The following is a 19,429-nucleotide window of genomic DNA, read 5'->3' as shown; positions in this document are numbered from 1 at the left end:
GCCGCGTCAGCGCGGCAGGACGGGCCGGAAGCCGCGGCCGTCGCGCAGCACGCGCGCAACGTGGGCGCCGCCGAAATGCGCGGGGACCAGCAGGGCCTGGCTGTCGGCGGCGCGGCCCAGCACGGCGCGCCGCGTCGCCCGGGCCTGGTCCGGGTCCTCGCAGAAGATGCTGTTCCATTCCGGCCGGTGGATCTGGGCGGGGTGGTGCACGACATCGCCCACGAACATCGCCACCTGCCCGCCGGAGCGCACCTCCATCGTCATGCTGCCGGGCGTGTGGCCGGGGCAGGCGGACAGCGTGATGCCGGGGGCCACCTCGAACCCGTCGCCCGCCCATTCGGCGCGGCCCGCCGCCATGATCGGCCGTACGCTGTCGTCGAACATGCCGGCATTGACCGCCTGGCCGATCGGGTTCGCTGGCCCTCGCGGGATCAGCGGATCCCAGTAGTCGCGGTCGGCCAGCGGCAGGACATAGCGCGCATTGGGAAAGGTCGCCTGCCAGCGGCCATCGACCAGCCGCGTGTTCCAGCCGACATGATCGACATGGATGTGGGAACATACGACGACGTCGATGTCGCCGGGCTGGAAGCCAGCGGCCGCCAGGCGATCGAGGAAACCGGTCTTCAGGCGATGGAAGACCGGCAGGTTGGGCCGCTCCTTGTCATCGCCGGCCCCGGTATCGAACAGGATGCGGACGGCGCCGGTGTCCAGAACCCAGCTTTGCAGGAAGGCATAGAGCCGCCCGCTGCCCGGATCGTAATAGTCGGGCACGAAGCCCTGTTCGAGCGGCTGCCAGCCCTCGGCCGTAAAGCCCTGGAACAGCTCGGCCGGGGCGGCGAAACCGCCCTGCCATTCCTCGATCCGGTGGACGTCGATCGTGCCGATCCTGAAGCGGTCCATGCTGCCTCGCGTTTCCGGCCCTTCTGGTGGGGGCGGGGCCAGCATGACGCGAACGGCTCAGCCGGGCGAGGGGTCAGCGGCCTGGGCACGCCCCTGGGCGGCGCGGGCAAGGGCGCAGAAGGCGGGAATGTCGAGATCTTCGGGCCTGGCCTCCGGGGCCACGCCGGCCTCCTCGGCAAGCGCCCCGCCGCCCAGCGGCTTCAGGCTCTGGCGCAGCATCTTGCGGCGCTGGCCAAAGGCCATGGCCGTCACCCGCGTCAGCCATTGGCGATCGGCGGGGGCGACCGGCGTGGCCAGCGGCTCGATCCGGACGACGGTGGAGGTCACCTTGGGCGGCGGCACGAACGCCTTTGGCCCGATGTCGAACAGGGCGCTGGCGCGCGCGCGCCACTGCACCAGGATCGACAGGCGGCCATAGGCGTGCGTCCCAGGCTGGGCGACCAGGCGCTCCGCCACTTCCTTCTGGAACATCAGGGTGAGGTGCAGCCACCAGGGCGGCCAGGCTTCCTGCTCCAGCCACTTGGCCAGGAGCACGGTCGCGACATTGTAGGGGAGGTTCGCGGCGACGATGGCCCGCCGGCCGTCCAGCAGGCTGGGCTCATCGACCTTCAGGGCGTCGCCCGGCACGACGTGCAGCCGGCCCTCATGATGCGCCGCCACCTCCGCCAGGGCGTCGAGGCAGCGCGCGTCCTTCTCGACAGCGACGACCTGGCTGGCGCCGGCATCGAGCAGGGCACGGGTCAGGCCGCCGGGACCCGGCCCCACCTCGTAGACGGGATGGTCGCCAAACGGCCCCGCCGCCCGCGCGATCCGGCCAGTCAGGTTGAGATCCAGCAGGAAGTTCTGGCCCAGCGCCTTGCGCGCGTCCAGGCCATGGCGCGCGATGACCTCGCGCAAGGGGGGCAGGTCGCTCACGTCGCCCGGGAGGCCAGGCGCTGACCCAGGCGCAGCGCCGCCAGCAGGGCATCGGGCCGGGCCTTACCCGTGCCGGCAATGTCGAGCGCCGTGCCATGGTCGGGTGAGGTGCGCACGAACGGCAGGCCGAGGGTCAGGTTCACACCATCGTCGAAGGCCAGGGCCTTGAGCGGGATCAGCGCCTGGTCATGGTACATGCACAGGGCGGCGTCATAGCCGGGCCTGGCGGCCGCCGTGAACAGGGCATCGGGCGGAACCGGGCCGCGCACGGCGATGCCGTCGGCCTGCAGCGCCGCCAGCGCCGGCGCGATGATCGTCTCCTCCTCCCGCCCCAGGCTGCCGCCTTCGCCGGCGTGGGGGTTCAGTCCGGCGACGGCCAGCCGTGGCGTGGCGATGCCGAACCAGTCGCGCATGGCGGCATGGGTGACGCGCCCGGCATGGACGATGGCCTCAGCCGTCAGGCGGTGCGGCACCTCGGCCAGCGGGATGTGGACCGTGACCGGCACGACGCGCAATTCGGGGGCGGCCAGCATCATGATCGGCCGCTCAACGCCGGCCAGCGCACCCAGGAACTCGGTCTGGCCCGGATGGCGGAATCCGGCCGCGTAGAGGGTTTCCTTCTGCACCGGGTTGGTGACGACGGCGCCGGCCTGGCCGGCCCTGACCAGGGCCACGGCCGTTTCGATCGCACCCATCACGGCCGCGGCGGTCACGGGCGTCGGGTGGCCCGACGTCGCCCGGACGGGCTGCGGCAGTGGCACGACGGGCAGGGCGGCGGCGAAGACGGCGCGCGCCTGTTCCGCGACCTGGTCCGGCGCCATGACGGCGATCGGAACGTCCCAGCCCAGGCTACCGGCCAGTATCCGCAGCCGGTCCGGGTCATCCAGGACGAAGAACGGGGGAACCCCCTCCGCCCGACGGGCCCACGCGGCCAGGGCCAGTTCGCCGCCGATGCCCGCCGGCTCGCCCATGGTCAGGGCCAGGGGCAGGCCGCCGTCCGGCACGGTCACCGGATCTCGACGTTGGCGTCGCGGCGCAGGTCGCGCAGGTGGCGGCGGCCCAGCATGTTCAGCTGCTGCTGTTCGAGGGCGGCCATCACGTCGTCGCGCGAGACCGGACCCACCGGCTTCTCGATCCGGTCGCAGACCAGGAAGATGTGCAGGGCCTCGCCCGCCTGGATCGGCGGCGTGGCCTGGCCTGGCCCCAGGTAGCTGATCGCCTCGCGGAACTGCTGGGGCAGGGAGGTGACGTTGACCACGCCCATGTTGCGCACGCTTTCGGCGCCATGCTTGCGCGCGACCTCGTCGACCTTGCCGCAATCGCCGAGTTCGGCGGAGGCGGCGCTGGCGGCGCCCTGCTGGTCGGCCATGCGCTCCGCCGTGGCACCCGCGGCCATCGGGAACATGATGTGGCGCAGATCCAGTTCCAGCTGCGGCTGCTTCTGCGCGTTGGCGTCACGCCGGTCGATCAGGGCCACGATCGAATAGCCGGAGGCGGTGCGGATCGGCTGGCTGATGGCACCGGGCGGCATCTGGGCCAGGATGGCGTCGACTTCCGGTGCCATCTGGCCCGGCTGGATCCAGCCCAGGTCACCGCCCACCGCCGCCGTCGGCGCCTGCGAGAACTGGCGTGCGACGGCGCGGAACTGCGCGCCTGCCTTCAGCTGCTCGTAGAGCGACAGGGCCTGCTGCTGGGCGCTGTATTCGAACTCGGGCGCATCGACCGAGATGACGATCTCGGCCACCTGCATCTCGGGCTGGCCCTCGTTCGCCTTCATGCGGTCCAGCGTGGCGTTCACCACTTCCTCGCCGACGCTGAGGCGGGTGCCGTACATGCGGTTGACGAAGCGGCCCCAGACGAGCTGGGCCTGGACCTGGCGGCGCAGGGTCTTGATGCTGATGCCGGAGCCCGCCAGCATCGTCTCGAACTGGCTGTTGGTCATGTTGTTGGACGCGGCGATGTTGGCAACCGCGTCGTCGATTTCCTGCTGCGTCGCCTCGATCCCGCGTTCCTTCGCCTCCTGGATCTCAAGCGTCTCGTCGATCAGGTCGCGCAGGATCTGCGGCCGCAGGCGCTGCCGCGCCTCGGGCGAGGCGCCCTGGCCGGCGGCGCCGACCACCAGGTCGACGCGCTGCTGCAATTCCCACTCGGTGATGATCTCGTCATTCACGACGGCGGCGATGCCCATCGAATCCTGGGCATGCGCCGGAGCGGCAAGGAGGAGCGGGGTCAGAAGGACGGCAGTCGCGGGACCAGGCGACAACGGCCCTGCGATCAGGGTCGCAAGGGCAGGGGCTATGAAAAGACGACGCATCACTCCACTCGATTCCGCGTGCCCCCAACGGGACATTATCGAAGTCACGACAGGTTCTGAAGACGGATCCGGAAATTCAGCGAGGTCGACGGCTCTATGTCGCGGTCGCGGGTTTCGCGCCGGCTCAGGAACGTGCCGAACTCGATGCACTCATCCCGGTAGATGAGGCCGATGCCAGACGTCAGGGTGACATTGGTGATCAGGTCCTGCCGCGCACTGGCGGTGGCCGACCAGAAGCGGTCAAGCTTGGCGTTGACCGACATGTACAGTTCCTCGCGATCCGGCAGTTCAAGGTTGCCGGCCTGGCCCGCCAGCGAGACATAGCTGACCTGGACCTTGAACGCCTGTGGCCCGACCACGGCGCGGATCTCGTTGCGCTCGAAGTCCAGGGTGTCGCGGTCGATGCGAAAGCGGTGGGTCAGGTCGATGAACTCCGATGGGCGCACGTCGATGCGCCCGACATAGTCGGAGCGCGTATCGTCCAGGCCGCTGCCCACGGGGATCACGTCGCTGGCCTTCAGGCGGAAGGCCTGGCCCAGCATGACCGAGGTCGAGCCACCGGTCGGGCCATAGACGCCCGCCTGCAGGCCCAGCATTGCATGCGGCCCGTTCTCCCAGCGGTCGATGCCGGTGAAGCGGTCGGTCTGGAACACGTTGGTGTCGTCGAACTCGAAGCTGGTGCTGTCCTCGTTCGGGATCTCGGCGGGATTGCCGCCATAGGGGGCGAGGACCAGGGCCGCGATCGGCTCGATCACCTGGCGGACCTCGCCGTCGCTGCGCACGAAGGGCCAGCGCCAGTCGATCGCCGCCTGGGGCAGGACGCGGCCATAGGTGCCGCCCGAATGGCGCACGCCAAAGACGTCGACGACGTCGCTGGAATTGTAGATGTCGGCCCGCACATTGGCGCTGGCCGTCCAGACCTGGCCCAGGTCGTTGGTATAGGGCAGCAGCCAGCCGACCGCGCTCGACAGGCGCCGGCTGTCCGTCCCCTCCGACCGTTCCAGGGCCAGGGCGTTGAAGTCGAAGCTGAAGCGGCCGCCCAGGTCGTCCGGCTTGCTGATCAGGCTGACCTCGATCAGCGGCAGGATGGTCGGCGTCAGGCCGGGATCGTCCGTCTCGCGCAGGCCCTGGTAGGAATAGGTCGAGATCTGGGCGAAGTCGCGATCGTCGATCATTTCCAGGAACAGCGTGCTGGTCAGCGAATCACCGCCGCCGAACTCGTAGCGGCGGAGATAGGTGTCGTCGGTGCTGCGCTGGATGTTGAAGCCCCAGGACCATGCTTCGCTCAGCTTGAAGCGCCCGTCGGCGAACAGGTGGCCGCGGAACTGGTCACCGTCGATCTCGTTGCCGTTGGCGTCCGTGCGGTCGGTGATCGTGCCGCTGCCGCGGATGTTGAACTCGCCCGTCTCGGTCATCTGCCGGTATTCGAACGACAGCAGGGCGCCTGCGTCGGAATAGTAGGTCGGCGTGAGCGTGACGTCGCTGCTGTCGTTGATCGCCCAGTAATAGGGCGCCGCGATGCGGAAGCCGAGGTCGGTCGACCGGCCATAGTCGGGAATCAGGAAGCCGCTCTTGCGCTTCACCGTCGGATCGGGATGCGCGAAATAGGGTGTGTAGAAGATCGGCACGCCATAGACCTCGAACACCGCGTCCTCGTAGCGGATCTCCTTGTCCTTCTCGTCGTGGATGACGCGAAAGGCCTTGATCTGCCACAGCGGCGCCGCAGTCGGGTTGTCCTGGCACAGGTCGCAGGGGGAATAGACCACCCGCTCCATGTTGGTGGTGTTGCCGTCGACGCGACTGCCGCGCTGCGCCGCCATGCGGGAATTGTCGATCAGCAGGATCCGGATCGACTGGATCGTGCCGTTCTTGAATTCGTCCTGCAGTTCGACCTGCTCGCCGAACAGGACGTCGCCGCTCGGCTCCATCAGGGCGACGTTGCCCTGCGCCGTCACCACGTCCTGCGCCATCTGGAAGGTCACGCGGTCGGCCATCAGGACGCGGTCGCCCTGCTCCAGCTGGACCCGACCGGTGGCCGTGACGGTATCGTACCGCTCGTCATAGACGACCTGGTCGGCATGGATCAGGACGGGCTGGTCCTGCTCCTGGGCGCGCGCCGTATCGGGGACCGCCACGGCGGGGGCGGCAAGCACACAGGCCCCCATCACGGCTTGGGTCATCCGCCGCATCAGCGGTTCTCCCGCATCAGCCATCCTCCAGGTGAAACAGCGTGGCCAGGCCCATCAGGCTGGCCGCGGCCGCCGGCGCCCAGGCGGCGAGCGGTGCCGGCACGCTGCCCGCCAATCCCAGCGCCTGGGCCAGTTCGGAACCGATATAGAGCACGAATCCCGCCGCCATCCCGATTCCGATCAGCTGCATGACACCTCCCCGCCGCGTCATGCGCAATGACACACTGGCGGCGATCAGCACCATGGCGCAGAGCAGGAGGGGGCTGGCCAGCAGCGCATGGAAGTGCATGCGGTGACGGATGCCGGAGAAACCGGCCGTCTCAAGCACCCGGATGAACTTGGGCAGTGCCCAGAAGGACAGCGTCTCGGGTGCCGCGAAGCTTTCCTGGATGTCCTGCGCGGTCAGGCGGGTGGGCACGCGCATCCGCTCCTGGAAGGTCGCGGGGTTGTCAAGGGTGGTGTTCCAGGCGTCCGTCACGTCCCAGTAGCCGTCGGCCAGCACCGCCATGCGCGCGTCGATCCGGCCGGCAAAGCGATCGCCCTGGCCGAAGCGGAAGATGATGACGTCATAGAGTTCGGTCCCCTGCTGGCTGACGCGCAGGGCATGGATCACCTCCTGGCCGCCCGCCTCGTCCGCCTGGCGCAGCCAGAAACCGCTGTTCGACACGGCCAGCATGCTGGGGCGACCGCGCAGGTGCTTGGCCTCCAGCGCCTGGTAGCGGGCGACCATGGTGGCTGCCACGGGGTTGTAGACCGTCACGGCGAACAGGCCGATCGCCAGCGACAGCACGATCGCCGGCAGCATGAACTGCCAGACCGACACGCCCGACGCGCGCACCACCGCCAGTTCCTGCGTCCGCGTCAGGCGCGAGAACGACCACATGGCCCCGAACAGGCAGGCAAAGGGCAGGGTCTGCTCGGACAGGTGCGGCAGCTTCAGCGCCGACATGGCGATGAGGAGCGAGAAGTCCATGCCCTCGATGCGCGAGGCGCGGCGGACCAGTTCGATCAGGTCGGCAAAGAAGGCGATCGTCATCACGCCCAGGAAGACGACGGCGAAGGACGCCAGGAAATGGCGGCCCAGATAGCGGGACAGGGTCAGGGACAGGGGCATGCGGCGCGCACTCGGTCCTGGGGTTCAGCCGGGCGCCGCGACGGCGATGCTGGGGCGCAGGCGCGGCAGGCGCATCCCGGCCAGGATCGCAAGGCAGGCGGCGATCGGCACCAGCACGCCCAGGTATTGCAGGACGATGCCGAACCAGTGCTGCGCCGCCATGCTGGCGAAGCCGATCTCGCCCAGGCGGATGACGACACCCGCAATTGCGGCAAGGACCAGCCGGCGGCCGCGGCCGCGGCGATCGAACTCGCCTCCAACGACCGCCACCAGCCCGACCAGGGCGAAGGCAAAGGCATAGAGCGGCGTCACCAGGCGGCGATGCCCCTCCGCGATCAACTGGCCCCGGCGGTTCTGATCGTTTTGGGAGGAATCGGGAAAGAACAGGTCGCCCAGATAGCGCTCGCTGGGCTCTATCCAGCGGTCGCCTGGATCGCCGCCCAGCTTGGACAGGTCGATCGAGTAGCGCTCGAAATAGAGCAGCGACAGGCGCCCGTTGCTGGGGTCGACCTGCTGCCGGTTGCCGTTGATCAGCACGAAGCGCGGCCCTTCCGGCGTGCGCAGCAGCGTGCCCTGTTCGGCCAGCATGGTCACGGCCTGCCCCGGCACGCGGTCGTCATGGACCAGGATGCCCGACAGCCGCGCGCCCTGGCGGTCGCGGACATAGACGGTCAGGCCGTCGACCAGCGTATTGAACTCCCCTTCCTGCAGCAGGATCGAGGCGAAGGTCTCGCGGATCTCGAACACCTGGTCCTTGAAGGTGCGAAGGGCCAGCGGCGCCAGGTAGAGGTTCAGCAGGTACACGACCAGCGCGACCACGCCGCCCAGGATCATGGTCGAGCGCGCCAGCGACAGAGGGCCGATGCCCGCCGCCGACATCACGATCAGCTCGCTGTCGGTGGCCAGGCGCCAGAATGCGAACAGGACGGCACAGAACAGCGCAACCGGCAGGATCAGCGCCAGCGCGCTGGGCAGCAGCAGCGCGGTCAGCGACAGGAAGTCGCCCAGCGACAGCCCCTTGTTCACGATCAGGTCGAACGTGCGCATCGACTGGCCCAGCAGCATGATCGCCGTCAGGGCCACCGTGAAGAAGACAAGCGGCCCCGCCACCTGCCGCATCAGGTAGGCGGGCAGGCCGCTGATCCCCAGCGACTGCGCCGTCGTGGGGGGGGAATAGCCCGTCATGCGCCGATCGCCCCCGACGGGGCAGGGGCGGCGGCCGGATCAGTCAGGCGCCAGGGGCGTCCGCGAAGCATCAGGTCATATAGCACGGCCACGACGCTGAGCGAGATCAGGCCCGCAAAGACGGCATCGCTGGCAAAATGCCCGCCCTCCGCCACGCGGATCAGGGCGGCCGCCGTGCCGACCAGGCCCGCGGCCACCAGCGCCGCCCGGCGGCGGCGCACCGCCAGCAGCGCCCAGGCCGTCCAAGCGAAGCCCATCGCCACCTCGCCAGAGGCAAACGAGCAGTTGCGGGCGCAATTGTCCGTTTTCACCAGCACGGGGATGAAGGGCTTGGCGCCGCCCAGCCCCTCGGTATGGGAGGGGCGGGGCCGACCCGAATGTTCCTTCAGGCCCAGGTTCACGATCAGCCCGGGGCCGATCGCCATGACCAGGACCAGGAACAGCGGTACGCGCGGACGCAGGCCCAGCAGGCCGGTGCTCTGAAGCAGCCGGCCCAGGCCGTGGCGCAGGGGCCGCAGCGGTGCCGGCACCCACTGCGCGGGCACCACGGGCCGCCCGCGTGCCCGCCGCGCCAGGATCAGGAGTAGGACAAGGGCGCCGACCGTCGCGGTCCAGGCCAGGATCATGTGCGCGCGGCGCACCGTGTCGACCCAGGGCTGCATGGACAGCGGATAGCCCAGGCCCGGCTCGTAGAACAGGCGCGTGATGGCGGGATCGAGCTGGGGCACGAAGACGAACGCGAACGTCGCCGCGATCCAGGCCAGAAGCAGGCTGCGGTACACCACGCGCATCCTCAATAGCCATCAAAGCGCCGCAGCGCGAACAGGTAGAACGTCCCGCGCCGATCCTCATAGCCCCGCGCCGCGACGCTGCCCAGGGGATTCGTCGACGCGAAATGACGCGCGATCACCTGTGGGTCGGGCCCGCGCGTCACCAGGATGGCATCGCGGCCGACATGCGGCTTCACGTCGGAGATGAGGTCGAACTGGTCGTCGATGCGGCCGTCAAGGTTCCACTTGGCCAGGACCAGGGTGCCGTCCTGCCGGACCCGGTCGCGCAGTTCATAGGCCAGTTCGACCAGCATCTCGCGTTCGTCGGTCAGCACGATGGCGCCCGGATGGGCGTCGAGCGCCGCCGCCACCTCGACGGCCAGGTTGTCCCAGCCGCGCAGGGCCTTCATCGGGTCGGTCGCCGCGCCGAGCGGCAGGAACGGCACGCGTCCCAGCCCGATGGCGACCAGCAGGACCAGCATCAGCGCCGTGTGCAGGCCCAGCGTGCCCAGCAGCAGCTTCAGCCGACCGCGCTCAAGCCATGCCACGGCGACCAGGACCGCCAGTCCGACATAGGCCGGTGCCGCCCAATTGGCATTGGCGCGCGACAGCAGCGCCTGGCCCGTCACCAGCACCAGCAGCGGCAGGCTGAAGGCGGCCAGCAGGCGGTATTCGGGCCGCGTCCAGGTGCGCCGCGCGGCCAGGACCAGGATGGCGCCTGCCATCGTGATGGGGCCAAAGACGCCGAACTGGGAGCCCAGGAATTCCAGCATGGCGCCGGGCCGGAACAGCTGCCCGCCCAGGTTCATGTTGTCGGCCGTGTGGCGGAACGACAGGAAGGCATGCATCGCGTTCCAGGCCAGGTTCGGCGCGAACACCAGCACGCCCAGGCCCAGCGCCAGGGCCAGGCCGCCGCGGTCGATGCGCGGACGCTCCGGCCGCCCCCGCTCGAGCAGCCAGTGCACGGCGATTCCCAGCACGAAATACGCCATGGCGTACTTGGCCAGCATGCCCAGGCCCAGCGCCAGGCCGAGGCCAACCCACCAGCGCCGCGCGCCCGTCGCCAGGGCGCGCTCATAGCACCACAGCGCGGCGGCCCAGGACGGCAGCAGCAGGGCGTCGGTCGAGATCAGCACCGCGGAAAAGCCGATGCCCGGCAGCGTCGCATAGAGGACTGCCGCGGCCAGGGCCGTCACCTCCGCCACCAGATCGCGGGGACGGCCGGGATGGCGCACCAGGTTGTACGCGAACAGGAAGACGAAGACGGGGCCGATGGCGTGGGCGATGACGCTGGGCAGGCGGACGCACCACGGCGCGTCGCCGCAGGCAGCGGTGCTGAGCCCGATGGCCCAGGCGATCAGCGGCGGCTTGGAGAAATAGCCGAACTGGAAGGATTGCGACCACAGCCAGTACTGCGCCTCGTCCACCTGGAGCCCGAGCGGCGAGGCCGCAAGGGCCGCCAGGCGCAAACCAGCCAGCGCGGCGAGCACAAGCAGCAGGGGCACGATCCCGCGGGGCACACCGGAATGGGAAGGCGCCATCAGGGCTGGCCTGATCGCCTGCGCGACCGGACGTCCCTCGCCGCATGGGAGAGCAGGCTGGGCTGGCCTGGCGGTGCCGCCGTGCCATCACCCGCGATGATGAGCCGAACGCAGGCGCCCTTCCGCCCGACATTCTCCGCCAAGGGGGAAGGGGTCCTGGTCCGCCTCGTCTGGGCGTCAGCGGAGTGGGTGGGCAGGTCGGTCACGCGCGCGGACCTTAGAGGCAAGACCTGCCTGCTCCAAGCGGACCAGTGTCGCAAGACCTGGGCGAACGGCCAGGGCCGGACCCGGCTTCCTTGCAGTGGCTTGGGTGGGGACTAAGATATCGGCCCGCACGAATGCGTTCAGACGACAGGTCCCATGAAAATCAGTTTCGTATCCCCTGGTCTTCCCGGTCATGGCGCGCTTGCGCTGGGTGTGGCGGAGGGCGTCGGCCTGACCGGCCAGGCGGCGGAGGTCGATCGCCTGACGCAGGGGACGCTGTCGCGGGCGATGGCCAATGGCCGCTTCAAGGGGGCCAAGGGCTCCACGCTCGAAGTGCTGGCGCCTGCCGGCCTGGCCGAGACGCGCGTGGTCCTGGTTGGCCTGGGCAAGCCGGACGCGCTGGACGCGCTGGCCGCCCAGGTGGCCGGCGCCGCACTCGTCGGGCGCCTGCTGCTGGGTGGGGAGAAGGCCGTCACCCTGGTGGTGGAGGACGTCGCCGGGGCCACGCTGAAGGCGGCGGAGATTGCGGCCAATGCCGCCTATGGCGGGCGGCTGCGGTCCTACCGCTTCGACAAGTATCACACGAAGAAGAAGCCCGAAGAGCTTCCCAGCCTTGAGACCCTGGCCTTTGCCGTGGCGCAGGCCGACGATGCGGCCAAGGCCTTTGGCAGCCTGGAGAAGATCGCAGACGGCGTGTTCTTCACGCGCGACCTGGTGACGGAACCCGCCAACGTCATCTATCCCGAGACGCTGGCGGCCGAGGCGCGGAAGCTGACCGCCCTCGGCGTGGAGGTCGAGGTGCTGGGCGTGCCCGAGATGAAGAAGCTCGGCATGGGTTCGCTGCTGGGCGTGGGGCAGGGCAGCGACAAGGAACCCCGCCTGATCGTCATGCAGTACAAGGGAGCGCCCGAGGACACGGGCGCACCGCTGGCCTTCATCGGCAAGGGCGTCACCTTCGACTCGGGCGGCATCTCGATCAAGCCGGCAGGCGGCATGGACGAGATGAAGGGCGACATGGGCGGCGCCGCGGCGGTGCTGGGCCTGATGAAGGCACTGGCCGGACGCAAGGCGAAGGTCAACGTGATCGGCGTCGTGGGCGCCGTAGAGAACATGGTCAGCGGCAATGCCCAGCGCCCGGGCGACGTCGTCACGTCCATGTCCGGCCAGACGATCGAGGTGCTGAACACCGATGCGGAGGGCCGCCTGGTCCTGGCCGATGCGCTCTGGTACACGCAGGACCGCTTCAAGCCCCGCTTCATGATCAACCTGGCGACGCTGACGGGGGCCATCATCGTCAGCCTGGGCCACGAGCATGCGGGCCTGTTCTCGAACAATGACGACCTGTCGGAGAAGATCACGGCAGCCGGCAAGGCGACGGGCGAGACGGTGTGGCGCCTGCCGCTGGGCGACGCCTATGACAAGCAGATCAATTCCAAGATCGCCGACATGCAAAACATCGGCGGCGACAGGGTGGCCGGCAGCATCACCGCGGCCCAGTTCCTGCAGCGCTTCGTCAACGACGTGCCCTGGGCCCACCTGGACATTGCCGGCACGGCCTGGGGCCTGAAGGACCATCCCTTCGCCCCGACCTGGGCCAGCGGCTGGGGCGTGCGCCTGCTGGATAAGCTCGTCGCCCTGTCCTACGAAGGGAAGTAGGGCAACGTAACGGTCTGCGCAGATGCTTCGAGACGCGTCCCTTCGGGCCGCTCCTCAGCATGACGCCGTTGGTATTTCGATGGAACGTCCAACGCGTGTCATCCTGAGGAGGCCGAAGGCCGTCTCGAAGGATGTTGGTGCCGGAGCTTCCGGATCACCATGTCCGCGAGAGGGAACGCGGTCATAGCCGACGTTGCGTTCTATCACCTGACGGCGCGGCCGCTGGAGGAGGCGCTGCCGCGCCTGCTGGAGCGGGTGCTGGCCTCCGGCCTGCGGGCGGTCGTGCTTGCCGGATCGCCGGAGCGGGTGGACTGGCTCGATTCGCTGCTCTGGACCTATGAGCGCGAAAGCTTCCTGCCGCATGGGCGGGCGCCCGACCCGCATGCCGCGCTGCAGCCGGTGTGGCTGACCGACCGCCTGGAGAACCCCAATGGCGCGACGGTCCTGCTGCTGGTGGACGGCGCCGTTGCGGCGCGCTTCGACGGCTATGACCGCGTCCTTGACCTGTTCGACGGCAATGACGACGCCGCGGTCGCGGCGGCGCGCGATCGCTATCGCGCGGCCCGGGCGGCCGGGCACACGCTGACCTATTGGAAGCAGAAGCCGGCCGGCGGCTGGGAAAAGGCCTGAGCCGGCTCAGCCGCGCTGGACTGGGGCCAGGCGCTCGGTCGGCACCCGCAGTTCCACGGCGTGGCCGCGCGACTGCGCCTCGTTCAGCACTTCTCCACCCAACTGCCGGATCAGGGCATTGATCATGCGGCTGCCCAGGCCGCGGCGGGTGGCGCCGCCGCTCAGGCCCACGCCGTCGTCCTCGACCCGCAGGCAATAGGTGTCGCCGTCGATCCGTCCCAGCACCCGGACCTGACCCTCGCCATCCGGATAGGCGTGCTTGATGGCGTTCACCAGGAGCTCGTTCAGCATCAGGGCCAGCGAGATCGCGGTGTCGGGCGAGGCCGAGAACTCCGGCGTGTCGACCGCCAGCACGATCCCCGTCTCGGTCCCCGTCACGGCTTCGGCGACGTTGTGCGCCAGCTCCGCAAGGTAGGGCGCCAGCGACAGTTCCTCCACGTTCTCGGTCTGGTACAGGCGCTGGTGCAGCATGCCGACCGCGCGGACCCGCAGCAGCGCCTCCTCGAACAGGGTGCGGGCGCCTGCGTCGGCAACCCCTTGCGCCTGCAGGCTCAGCAGGCTGGAGATCAGTTGCAGGCTGTTCTTGATGCGATGGTTGACCTCCTTCAGCAGCATCTCGCGATGCCGCAGGGCGGTTTCCAGCTCGCGCTTCACGCGGCGATCCTCGGTCACGTCGGTCGTCACGCCGATCAGCCGGACATTGTGATCGCGCCCGGTGCGGCGGACCTGGCCGCGGGCCTGCTGGATGATCTCGCCGCCGTCGGGTGTGCGCAGCCGGAACTCGACGCCGAAGCGGCCCTGCTCGTCGATGTCGCTGGGCGTCATCGCGCGCAGGCGGCGCACATCGTCGGGATGGATGCTGGCATAGACATCCTCCACCCGGTCGGACGTGACCTCGTGCAGTTCGCGGCGGCTGCGACCGGGCACCGCCTCCTCGGGGCGGAACGTGCGGATCACCCCCGTCAGGATGTCCTGCTCCCACACCGTCATCTGCGCGGCGTCCAGGGCCAGGATCAGGCGGTCGTTGATGTCGGCCACGCGGCCCTGGGCTTCCTTCAGGGCCGTGACGTCGGCGGACACGGCCAGCAGGCGCACCGCCTGGCCCTGCGCGTCGCGGATGACGTCGGACCGGGTGCTCAGCCACTCGGTCCCGCCATCCGGCCGGATCACCCGCCATTCATAAGGCACGCCGACGTCCACGCCGGCCAGCAGCTGGCCAAGCCGCGCGCGGAAGGCCTGCAGGTCGTCGGGGTGCAGCAGCCGCCACAGCACCTTGACGTCGAAGGGCTGGCTGCTGTCGATGCCGAAGCGGCCGAGATCGGAGCTGGAACGGACCTGGCCGGAACTCAGGTCGATGTCCCAGATCGCGATGGCACCGACGCCCAGCGCCAGGTTCAGCGCCTGTTCGCGCGCAGCAAGGGCGGTCCGGGCCTCGGCCAGTTCGGCCCGCACCCGGTCGAGTTCGGCCTGAAGGGACCCGCCGTGGTCGGATGCCGGCTGCCCGTCCGCCATTCCATCACCGTTGGTCGTGGGTACGGCCTGTCACCTGACAGACGCCGACAGTAGTCGCCCATTTGGGGCGAACACTCAACCCGCGAACTGTTCCAGCGCCTCCTGGGCGTCCAGCCAGGCGCTTTCGGCGCTGATCAGGTCACGCTCGACCGCGTCGCGCTGGCGGCTCAGCTCGGCCAGGCGGGCCGGGTCGCCATGCGTCGCGGGCTCGCTCAACTGGGCATCCAGCGCGCTGCGCCGGGCCGCGAGCTTTTCCAGGGTTTCTTCCGCCCGACGGGCCGCACGCTGCAGCACGGTGCGGTTGCCCCGCGAGGCTGCGGGCGGCGGCACGGGGGCTGCGACGGCGCTGGGCGCGCGCTCGGCCGCGTCGCCGGCGCCGTCCGCCGGGCGGGCGGCCTTGGCCTTCGGCACCTTGGGCGCGCCGCCGGTGGCGCCGCTCAGCACCAGGCGACGATAGTCCTCCAGGTCGCCGTCATAGTTGACGACGGTGCCGCCCTGGACCAGCCACAGGCGCTCGACGCTGGCCTCGATCAGGTGGCGGTCGTGGCTGACCAGCAGGACGGCGCCGCTGTACTCGTTCAGGGCATGGATCAGCGCCTCGCGCGCGTCGACGTCCAGGTGGTTGGTCGGCTCGTCCAGGATCAGCAGGTTGGGGTCGCCGTGGCTGATGAGCGCGAAGACCAGGCGTGCCTTCTCGCCGCCCGAAAGGGAGCCGACGCGGTTCTCCGCCAGGTTGGCGCCAAAGCCGAACGCGCCAAGCCGGGCGCGTACCTTGGCCGGGATCACGCCGGGCATGAGTTCGGACAGGTGGCTCAACGGCGTGCCGTCGGCATCCAGTTCGTCAAGCTGGTGCTGGCCGAAATAGCCGACCTTCAGCTTGCCCGACTTGCGGAACGTGCCGCCATCCGCGGCCAAGCGCCCCGCCAGCAGCTTGGCGAAGGTGGACTTGCCGTTGCCGTTCTGCCCCAGCAGCGCGATGCGGTCGTCCGCGTCCATGCGCAGCGTCAGGCGCCGCAGGATCGGCTCGCCCGGGACATAGCCGACCGCCGCCCCTTCGAGGTTGATGAGCGGGGAGGGCAGGGGCTGCGGTTCCGGAAAGCGGAAGCGCCAGGCCCTGTCCTCGGCCACCGCCGCGATGGGCGCCAGCTTGGCCAGCGCCTTCATCCGGCTTTGCGCCTGGCGGGCCTTGGACGCCTTGGCCTTGAAGCGGTCGACGAAGGCCTGCATGTGCTTGCGCTGTTCCTCGACCTTGGCCCGGGTCGCCGCCTGGCGCTCCAGCGCCTCGGCCCGGGCCCGCTCGAAGCGGTCGTAATTGCCCTCCCACAGCGTCAGCTTGCCGTCATGCAGGTGCAGGATCTGCTGCACGGACGAGTTCAGCAGGTCGCGGTCATGGCTGATCAGCAGCACCGTCCGCGGATAGGTGGCAAGGTGGCCCTCAAGCCACAACGTGCCTTCCAGGTCGAGGTAGTTGGTGGGCTCGTCCAGCAGCAGAAGGTCCGGCTCCGCGAACAGCACCGCGGCCAGGGCGACGCGCATGCGCCAGCCCCCCGAATAGGTCGACAGCGGCTGGTTCTGCGCCTCGGTGTCGAAGCCAAGGCCGGCCAGGATCTGGCCCGCCCGGGATTCGGCGGTGTGCGCACCGATATCGGCCAGCCGCGTATGGATCTCGGCGATGCGGTCCGGGTCGGTCGCGGTGTCGGCCTCGGCCAGCAGGCTCGCCCGCTCCAGGTCGGCGGAGAGCACGAACTCCATGGGCGTCGTGCTGCCGCCCGGCGCCTCCTGCGCCACCGCGCCGATGCGCCACAGCTTGGGCAGGGCGATGCGGCCGTGTTCCGATGGCAACTGGTCCAGGATGACCTTGAACAGGGTCGACTTGCCCGCGCCGTTGCGGCCGACCAGGCCCACCTTGTGCCCGGCCGGGATGCTGGCCGTCGCCTTGTCCAGGATCAGGCGCCCGGCAATCCGGCAACTCAACTCGGTGATCTGCAACATGGGGTGCCGTGTCAGGTGATCTGGAGACGAAGAAGCTGGCGGGGTTGAAGCACCTTGCGAAAGCGCCTACAAGCCCGCGCGACACAATCCCTGATGCCGAGTGACCCATGGCTGCCGAGCGCACCCTCTCGATCCTGAAGCCCGACGCGACCCGCCGCAACCTGACGGGCAAGATCAACGCGAAGTTCGAGGCAGCGGGCCTGCGCATCGTCGCGCAGAAGCGCAAGCTGCTGAGCAAGGCGGAGGCCGAGGGCTTCTATGCCGTGCACCGCGAGCGCCCGTTCTTCAACGACCTCGTCGCGTTCATGACCTCCGGCCCCGTCGTGGTCCAGGTCCTGGAGGGCGCGGACGCCGTGGCGAAGAACCGCGAGATCATGGGCGCCACCAACCCGGCCAACGCGGCCGAGGGCACGATCCGCAAGGAGTTCGCGGAGTCGATCGAGGCGAACTCGGTCCACGGCTCCGACTCGGCCGAGAACGCGGCGATCGAGATCGCCTATTTCTTCGCCCAGACCGAGATCGCGCCGTAAGGCGAAGTGCCGTTTGAGCCGGCAGCCTTGAGCGCCGGGCCGGCTGACGGATAGGCTCTCCACGACCCCGGACCCTGGGGTCGTGGAGGACTTCAGAAGATGGATCCAGCGAAGCTGGCGGCCCTGAGGCAGCGCTTCGGCGTCGGCGCCGATCTGGCGGCAGAGGTCGAGGACCCCGATTTCGCCAAGGTGGTCGCCCAGGTGTTCCAGGGCTCCACCCGTCGCAAGCCGTTCGAGGGGGTCTCAACCCTGCTCGATGCCCCCTACCTTCCGGATGCTGCCGGCCAGGCCGACTGGGGCGGGATCGACATCGCCCTAGTCGGCGTGCCGATGGACCTGGGGGTGACGAACCGGCCGGGCGCCCGCTTCGGGCCACGCGCGATCCGTACGATCGAACGCGTCGGGCCGTTCAACCATCTTCTCAAGCGCGTGCCCTTCAGCGAGGGGAAGATCGCCGATGTGGGCGACGTGCCGATCCAGTCGCGCTATGGGCTGGATGCCGCGATCGCCGACATCTTCACCTATTACACGAAGCTGGACGATGCCGGGGTCCGGCCGCTGAGCGCCGGCGGCGACCATTCGATCAGCTATCCCATCCTCAAGGCCCTGGGGCGCAAGCAGCCGCTGGCGCTGATCCATTTCGATGCCCATTGCGACACGGCGGGCGGGTTCGAGGGCGCCAAGTTCCACCATGGCGGCCCGTTCCGGAACGCCGTGCTGGATGGCGTGATCGACCCTGAGAAGACGGTCCAGATCGGCATCCGTGGCGCGTCCGAGTACCTGTGGGAGTTCTCCTACGCCTCTGGCATGACCGTGCTGCACATCGAGGACGTGGTGCGCATGGGGCCGGACGCGGTGATCGCCAAGGTGCGCCAGGTTGTTGGCGACACGCCGGCCTATGTCACGTTCGACGTGGACGGGCTGGATCCCATCTATGCGCCGGGGACCGGCACGCCGGAGACGGGTGGCCTGTCGATGCGCGAAGCGCAGGCGATCCTGCGCGGCCTGGACGGGCTGGACATTGTCGGCGGCGATGTGGTCGAGGTGGCGCCCCAGTACGACGCCACAACCGTCACGGCGCAGACCGGCGCGCAGTTGATGTTCGAGATCCTGTGCCTGATGACCGGCGCCCCGTCCTTCGCGAAGGGCTGAGCGGCCGCCCCAGGGTCAGCGCATCAGGCTGGCATAGGCGCGGCTGCGCTTGGCGCTGTACATGACCGTGTCGGCAGCGGCCAGGACCTCCGTCACGGTGGAGCGGGGACCATAGGAGGCCACGCCGGCCGAAGCCTTCAGCGTGAAGCGGCGGCCGGCGATGATCGTCGGCTGCTCGCTGAGAGCTGCCTGCAGGCGGGCGATCTGGCGGCGGCCGTCTTCAAGTGCCGTGCGAACCAGGACGACCACGAACTCGTCCCCGCCGGGCCGGGCCACGCAGTCCGTCTCGCGCACGCACCCGTTCAGGACCCGGGCCACGTGGCGCAGGGCCGCGTCGCCCGCCGCGTGGCCATAGCAGTCGTTGATCTCCTTGAACCCGTCCAGGTCGAAGCTGGCGACCACGCCTTCCTCGCGATGGCGCCTGGCCCGGCTCAACGTCTGGCGCAGGAATTCATCCAGGCCGCGCCGATTGGTCAGGCCCGTCAGTTCATCCGTCGTCGCAAGACCTTCCAGGTAGGTGATCCGTGCCTGCTGGTCGGCGATCTGCTGCTGTGCCATGGCGGCAAAGGCCAGCAGTTCCTCCATCACGGGGTTGGCCATGTCGGTCGGGGTGGCGTTCGCCTGTTCCGGCGGACTGCCGAACGCGGCCATCAGGCGCCGCGCCGCCTCGGTCAGGGCACTCTGGCCCAGGTCGAGGAATGACGGCTGATGTGCTGCGATGCTGCTCATTGGCTGATCCCCGGAATTGTCCCCTGCGAGCATGGCTTCAGCAAAGCGCGTGCCATTCCGAAAATCAATAGCTTATGGGGCATTCTTCACGCAAAA

At 69.3% G+C, this 19,429-nt stretch carries 16 protein-coding genes; 4 read left to right on the top strand and 12 right to left on the bottom strand.

Going from position 1 to position 19,429, the window contains the following annotated elements:
- Window positions 1–6: 6 nt before the first annotated feature.
- The 9 genes from ACI6GS_RS17655 to ACI6GS_RS17615 form a co-directional block, all read right to left on the bottom strand.
- The gene (locus tag ACI6GS_RS17655; protein ID WP_439814774.1) at window positions 7–900 is read right to left on the bottom strand and encodes an MBL fold metallo-hydrolase; all 894 of its coding nucleotides are present in this window, start codon (window positions 898–900) and stop codon (window positions 7–9) included.
- A gap of 57 nt (window positions 901–957) precedes the next feature.
- Window positions 958–1,815 carry a 16S rRNA (adenine(1518)-N(6)/adenine(1519)-N(6))-dimethyltransferase RsmA gene (rsmA, locus tag ACI6GS_RS17650; protein WP_439814773.1) on the bottom strand — a complete coding sequence of 286 codons (858 nt, stop codon included), beginning with the start codon at window positions 1,813–1,815 and terminating at the stop codon, window positions 958–960.
- Window positions 1,812–2,825, bottom strand: coding sequence for a 4-hydroxythreonine-4-phosphate dehydrogenase PdxA (pdxA, locus tag ACI6GS_RS17645; RefSeq protein ID WP_439814772.1), 1,014 nt, complete (start codon window positions 2,823–2,825; stop codon window positions 1,812–1,814). Before pdxA ends, rsmA begins: the two co-directional genes overlap by 4 nt.
- Window positions 2,822–4,003 (bottom strand): peptidylprolyl isomerase, encoded by a 1,182-nt coding sequence (locus ACI6GS_RS17640; RefSeq protein WP_439814771.1) that lies wholly within the window; start codon window positions 4,001–4,003, stop codon window positions 2,822–2,824. The genes pdxA and ACI6GS_RS17640 overlap by 4 nt, the downstream gene beginning before the upstream one ends.
- Before the next feature lie 170 nt (window positions 4,004–4,173).
- Entirely contained in the window at window positions 4,174–6,318 is a 2,145-nt protein-coding gene (locus tag ACI6GS_RS17635) for an LPS-assembly protein LptD (RefSeq protein WP_439814770.1), read from the bottom strand.
- A 16-nt stretch (window positions 6,319–6,334) separates the two neighbouring features.
- The gene (gene lptG / locus ACI6GS_RS17630; RefSeq protein WP_439814769.1) at window positions 6,335–7,432 is read right to left on the bottom strand and encodes an LPS export ABC transporter permease LptG; all 1,098 of its coding nucleotides are present in this window, start codon (window positions 7,430–7,432) and stop codon (window positions 6,335–6,337) included.
- A gap of 24 nt (window positions 7,433–7,456) precedes the next feature.
- A complete protein-coding gene (gene lptF, locus ACI6GS_RS17625) occupies window positions 7,457–8,617 on the bottom strand; it encodes an LPS export ABC transporter permease LptF (RefSeq protein WP_439814768.1) in 1,161 nt (386 codons plus the stop codon).
- Window positions 8,614–9,399 (bottom strand): phosphatase PAP2 family protein, encoded by a 786-nt coding sequence (locus ACI6GS_RS17620; RefSeq protein ID WP_439814767.1) that lies wholly within the window; start codon window positions 9,397–9,399, stop codon window positions 8,614–8,616. Before ACI6GS_RS17620 ends, lptF begins: the two co-directional genes overlap by 4 nt.
- A gap of 11 nt (window positions 9,400–9,410) precedes the next feature.
- On the bottom strand, window positions 9,411–10,928 hold the full coding sequence (locus ACI6GS_RS17615; RefSeq protein ID WP_439814766.1) for an ArnT family glycosyltransferase: 1,518 nt from the start codon (window positions 10,926–10,928) through the stop codon (window positions 9,411–9,413).
- 360 nt (window positions 10,929–11,288) lie between these two features.
- Here ACI6GS_RS17615 and ACI6GS_RS17610 point away from each other — a divergent pair, with 360 nt between their 5' ends.
- Entirely contained in the window at window positions 11,289–12,788 is a 1,500-nt protein-coding gene (locus tag ACI6GS_RS17610) for a leucyl aminopeptidase (RefSeq protein ID WP_439814765.1), read from the top strand.
- A gap of 159 nt (window positions 12,789–12,947) precedes the next feature.
- Entirely contained in the window at window positions 12,948–13,418 is a 471-nt protein-coding gene (locus tag ACI6GS_RS17605; RefSeq protein WP_439814764.1) for a DNA polymerase III subunit chi, read from the top strand.
- 6 nt (window positions 13,419–13,424) lie between these two features.
- Here the strand turns inward: ACI6GS_RS17605 and ACI6GS_RS17600 are convergent, their stop codons facing one another.
- Together ACI6GS_RS17600 and ACI6GS_RS17595 are read right to left on the bottom strand one after the other, a co-directional pair.
- Complete coding sequence (locus tag ACI6GS_RS17600) at window positions 13,425–14,930, bottom strand: sensor histidine kinase (protein ID WP_439814763.1); 1,506 nt, start codon at window positions 14,928–14,930, stop codon at window positions 13,425–13,427.
- Window positions 14,931–15,005: 75 nt separating this feature from the next.
- Window positions 15,006–16,922, bottom strand: a complete 1,917-nt coding sequence (locus tag ACI6GS_RS17595; protein WP_439814762.1) for an ABC-F family ATP-binding cassette domain-containing protein — start codon at window positions 16,920–16,922, stop codon at window positions 15,006–15,008.
- A 107-nt stretch (window positions 16,923–17,029) separates the two neighbouring features.
- Here ACI6GS_RS17595 and ndk point away from each other — a divergent pair, with 107 nt between their 5' ends.
- Window positions 17,030–17,452 (top strand): nucleoside-diphosphate kinase, encoded by a 423-nt coding sequence (gene ndk / locus ACI6GS_RS17590; RefSeq protein WP_439814761.1) that lies wholly within the window; start codon window positions 17,030–17,032, stop codon window positions 17,450–17,452.
- Between the two features lie 99 nt (window positions 17,453–17,551).
- A complete protein-coding gene (gene speB, locus ACI6GS_RS17585) occupies window positions 17,552–18,604 on the top strand; it encodes an agmatinase (protein ID WP_439814760.1) in 1,053 nt (350 codons plus the stop codon).
- A gap of 15 nt (window positions 18,605–18,619) precedes the next feature.
- Here speB and ACI6GS_RS17580 read toward each other — a convergent pair whose 3' ends face one another.
- Window positions 18,620–19,333, bottom strand: coding sequence for a GGDEF domain-containing protein (locus tag ACI6GS_RS17580; protein ID WP_439814759.1), 714 nt, complete (start codon window positions 19,331–19,333; stop codon window positions 18,620–18,622).
- Window positions 19,334–19,429 lie beyond the last annotated feature (96 nt).

This window comes from Zavarzinia sp. CC-PAN008 (assembly GCF_051903925.1).
Lineage (GTDB): Bacteria > Pseudomonadota > Alphaproteobacteria > Zavarziniales > Zavarziniaceae.
The sequence above is the reverse complement of the archived record's forward strand: the minus strand, read 5'-3'. Positions and strand labels throughout refer to the sequence as shown.

Bases quoted from the DNA above. Each gene is read 5' to 3' on its own strand.
- ACI6GS_RS17605 (WP_439814764.1), top strand. From the start codon at position 12,948: ATGTCCGCGAGAGGGAACGCGGTCATAGCCGACGTTGCGTTCTATCAC.
- ACI6GS_RS17610 (WP_439814765.1), top strand. From the start codon at position 11,289: ATGAAAATCAGTTTCGTATCCCCTGGTCTTCCCGGTCATGGCGCGCTT.
- ACI6GS_RS17655 (WP_439814774.1), bottom strand. From the start codon at position 900: ATGGACCGCTTCAGGATCGGCACGATCGACGTCCACCGGATCGAGGAA.
- lptG (WP_439814769.1), bottom strand. From the start codon at position 7,432: ATGCCCCTGTCCCTGACCCTGTCCCGCTATCTGGGCCGCCATTTCCTG.
- ACI6GS_RS17600 (WP_439814763.1), bottom strand. From the start codon at position 14,930: ATGGCGGACGGGCAGCCGGCATCCGACCACGGCGGGTCCCTTCAGGCC.
- speB (WP_439814760.1), top strand. From the start codon at position 17,552: ATGGATCCAGCGAAGCTGGCGGCCCTGAGGCAGCGCTTCGGCGTCGGC.
- ACI6GS_RS17615 (WP_439814766.1), bottom strand. From the start codon at position 10,928: ATGGCGCCTTCCCATTCCGGTGTGCCCCGCGGGATCGTGCCCCTGCTG.
- ACI6GS_RS17580 (WP_439814759.1), bottom strand. From the start codon at position 19,333: ATGAGCAGCATCGCAGCACATCAGCCGTCATTCCTCGACCTGGGCCAG.
- ACI6GS_RS17635 (WP_439814770.1), bottom strand. From the start codon at position 6,318: ATGCGGCGGATGACCCAAGCCGTGATGGGGGCCTGTGTGCTTGCCGCC.
- lptF (WP_439814768.1), bottom strand. From the start codon at position 8,617: ATGACGGGCTATTCCCCCCCCACGACGGCGCAGTCGCTGGGGATCAGC.
- ACI6GS_RS17595 (WP_439814762.1), bottom strand. From the start codon at position 16,922: ATGTTGCAGATCACCGAGTTGAGTTGCCGGATTGCCGGGCGCCTGATC.
- ndk (WP_439814761.1), top strand. From the start codon at position 17,030: ATGGCTGCCGAGCGCACCCTCTCGATCCTGAAGCCCGACGCGACCCGC.
- ACI6GS_RS17640 (WP_439814771.1), bottom strand. From the start codon at position 4,003: ATGGGCATCGCCGCCGTCGTGAATGACGAGATCATCACCGAGTGGGAA.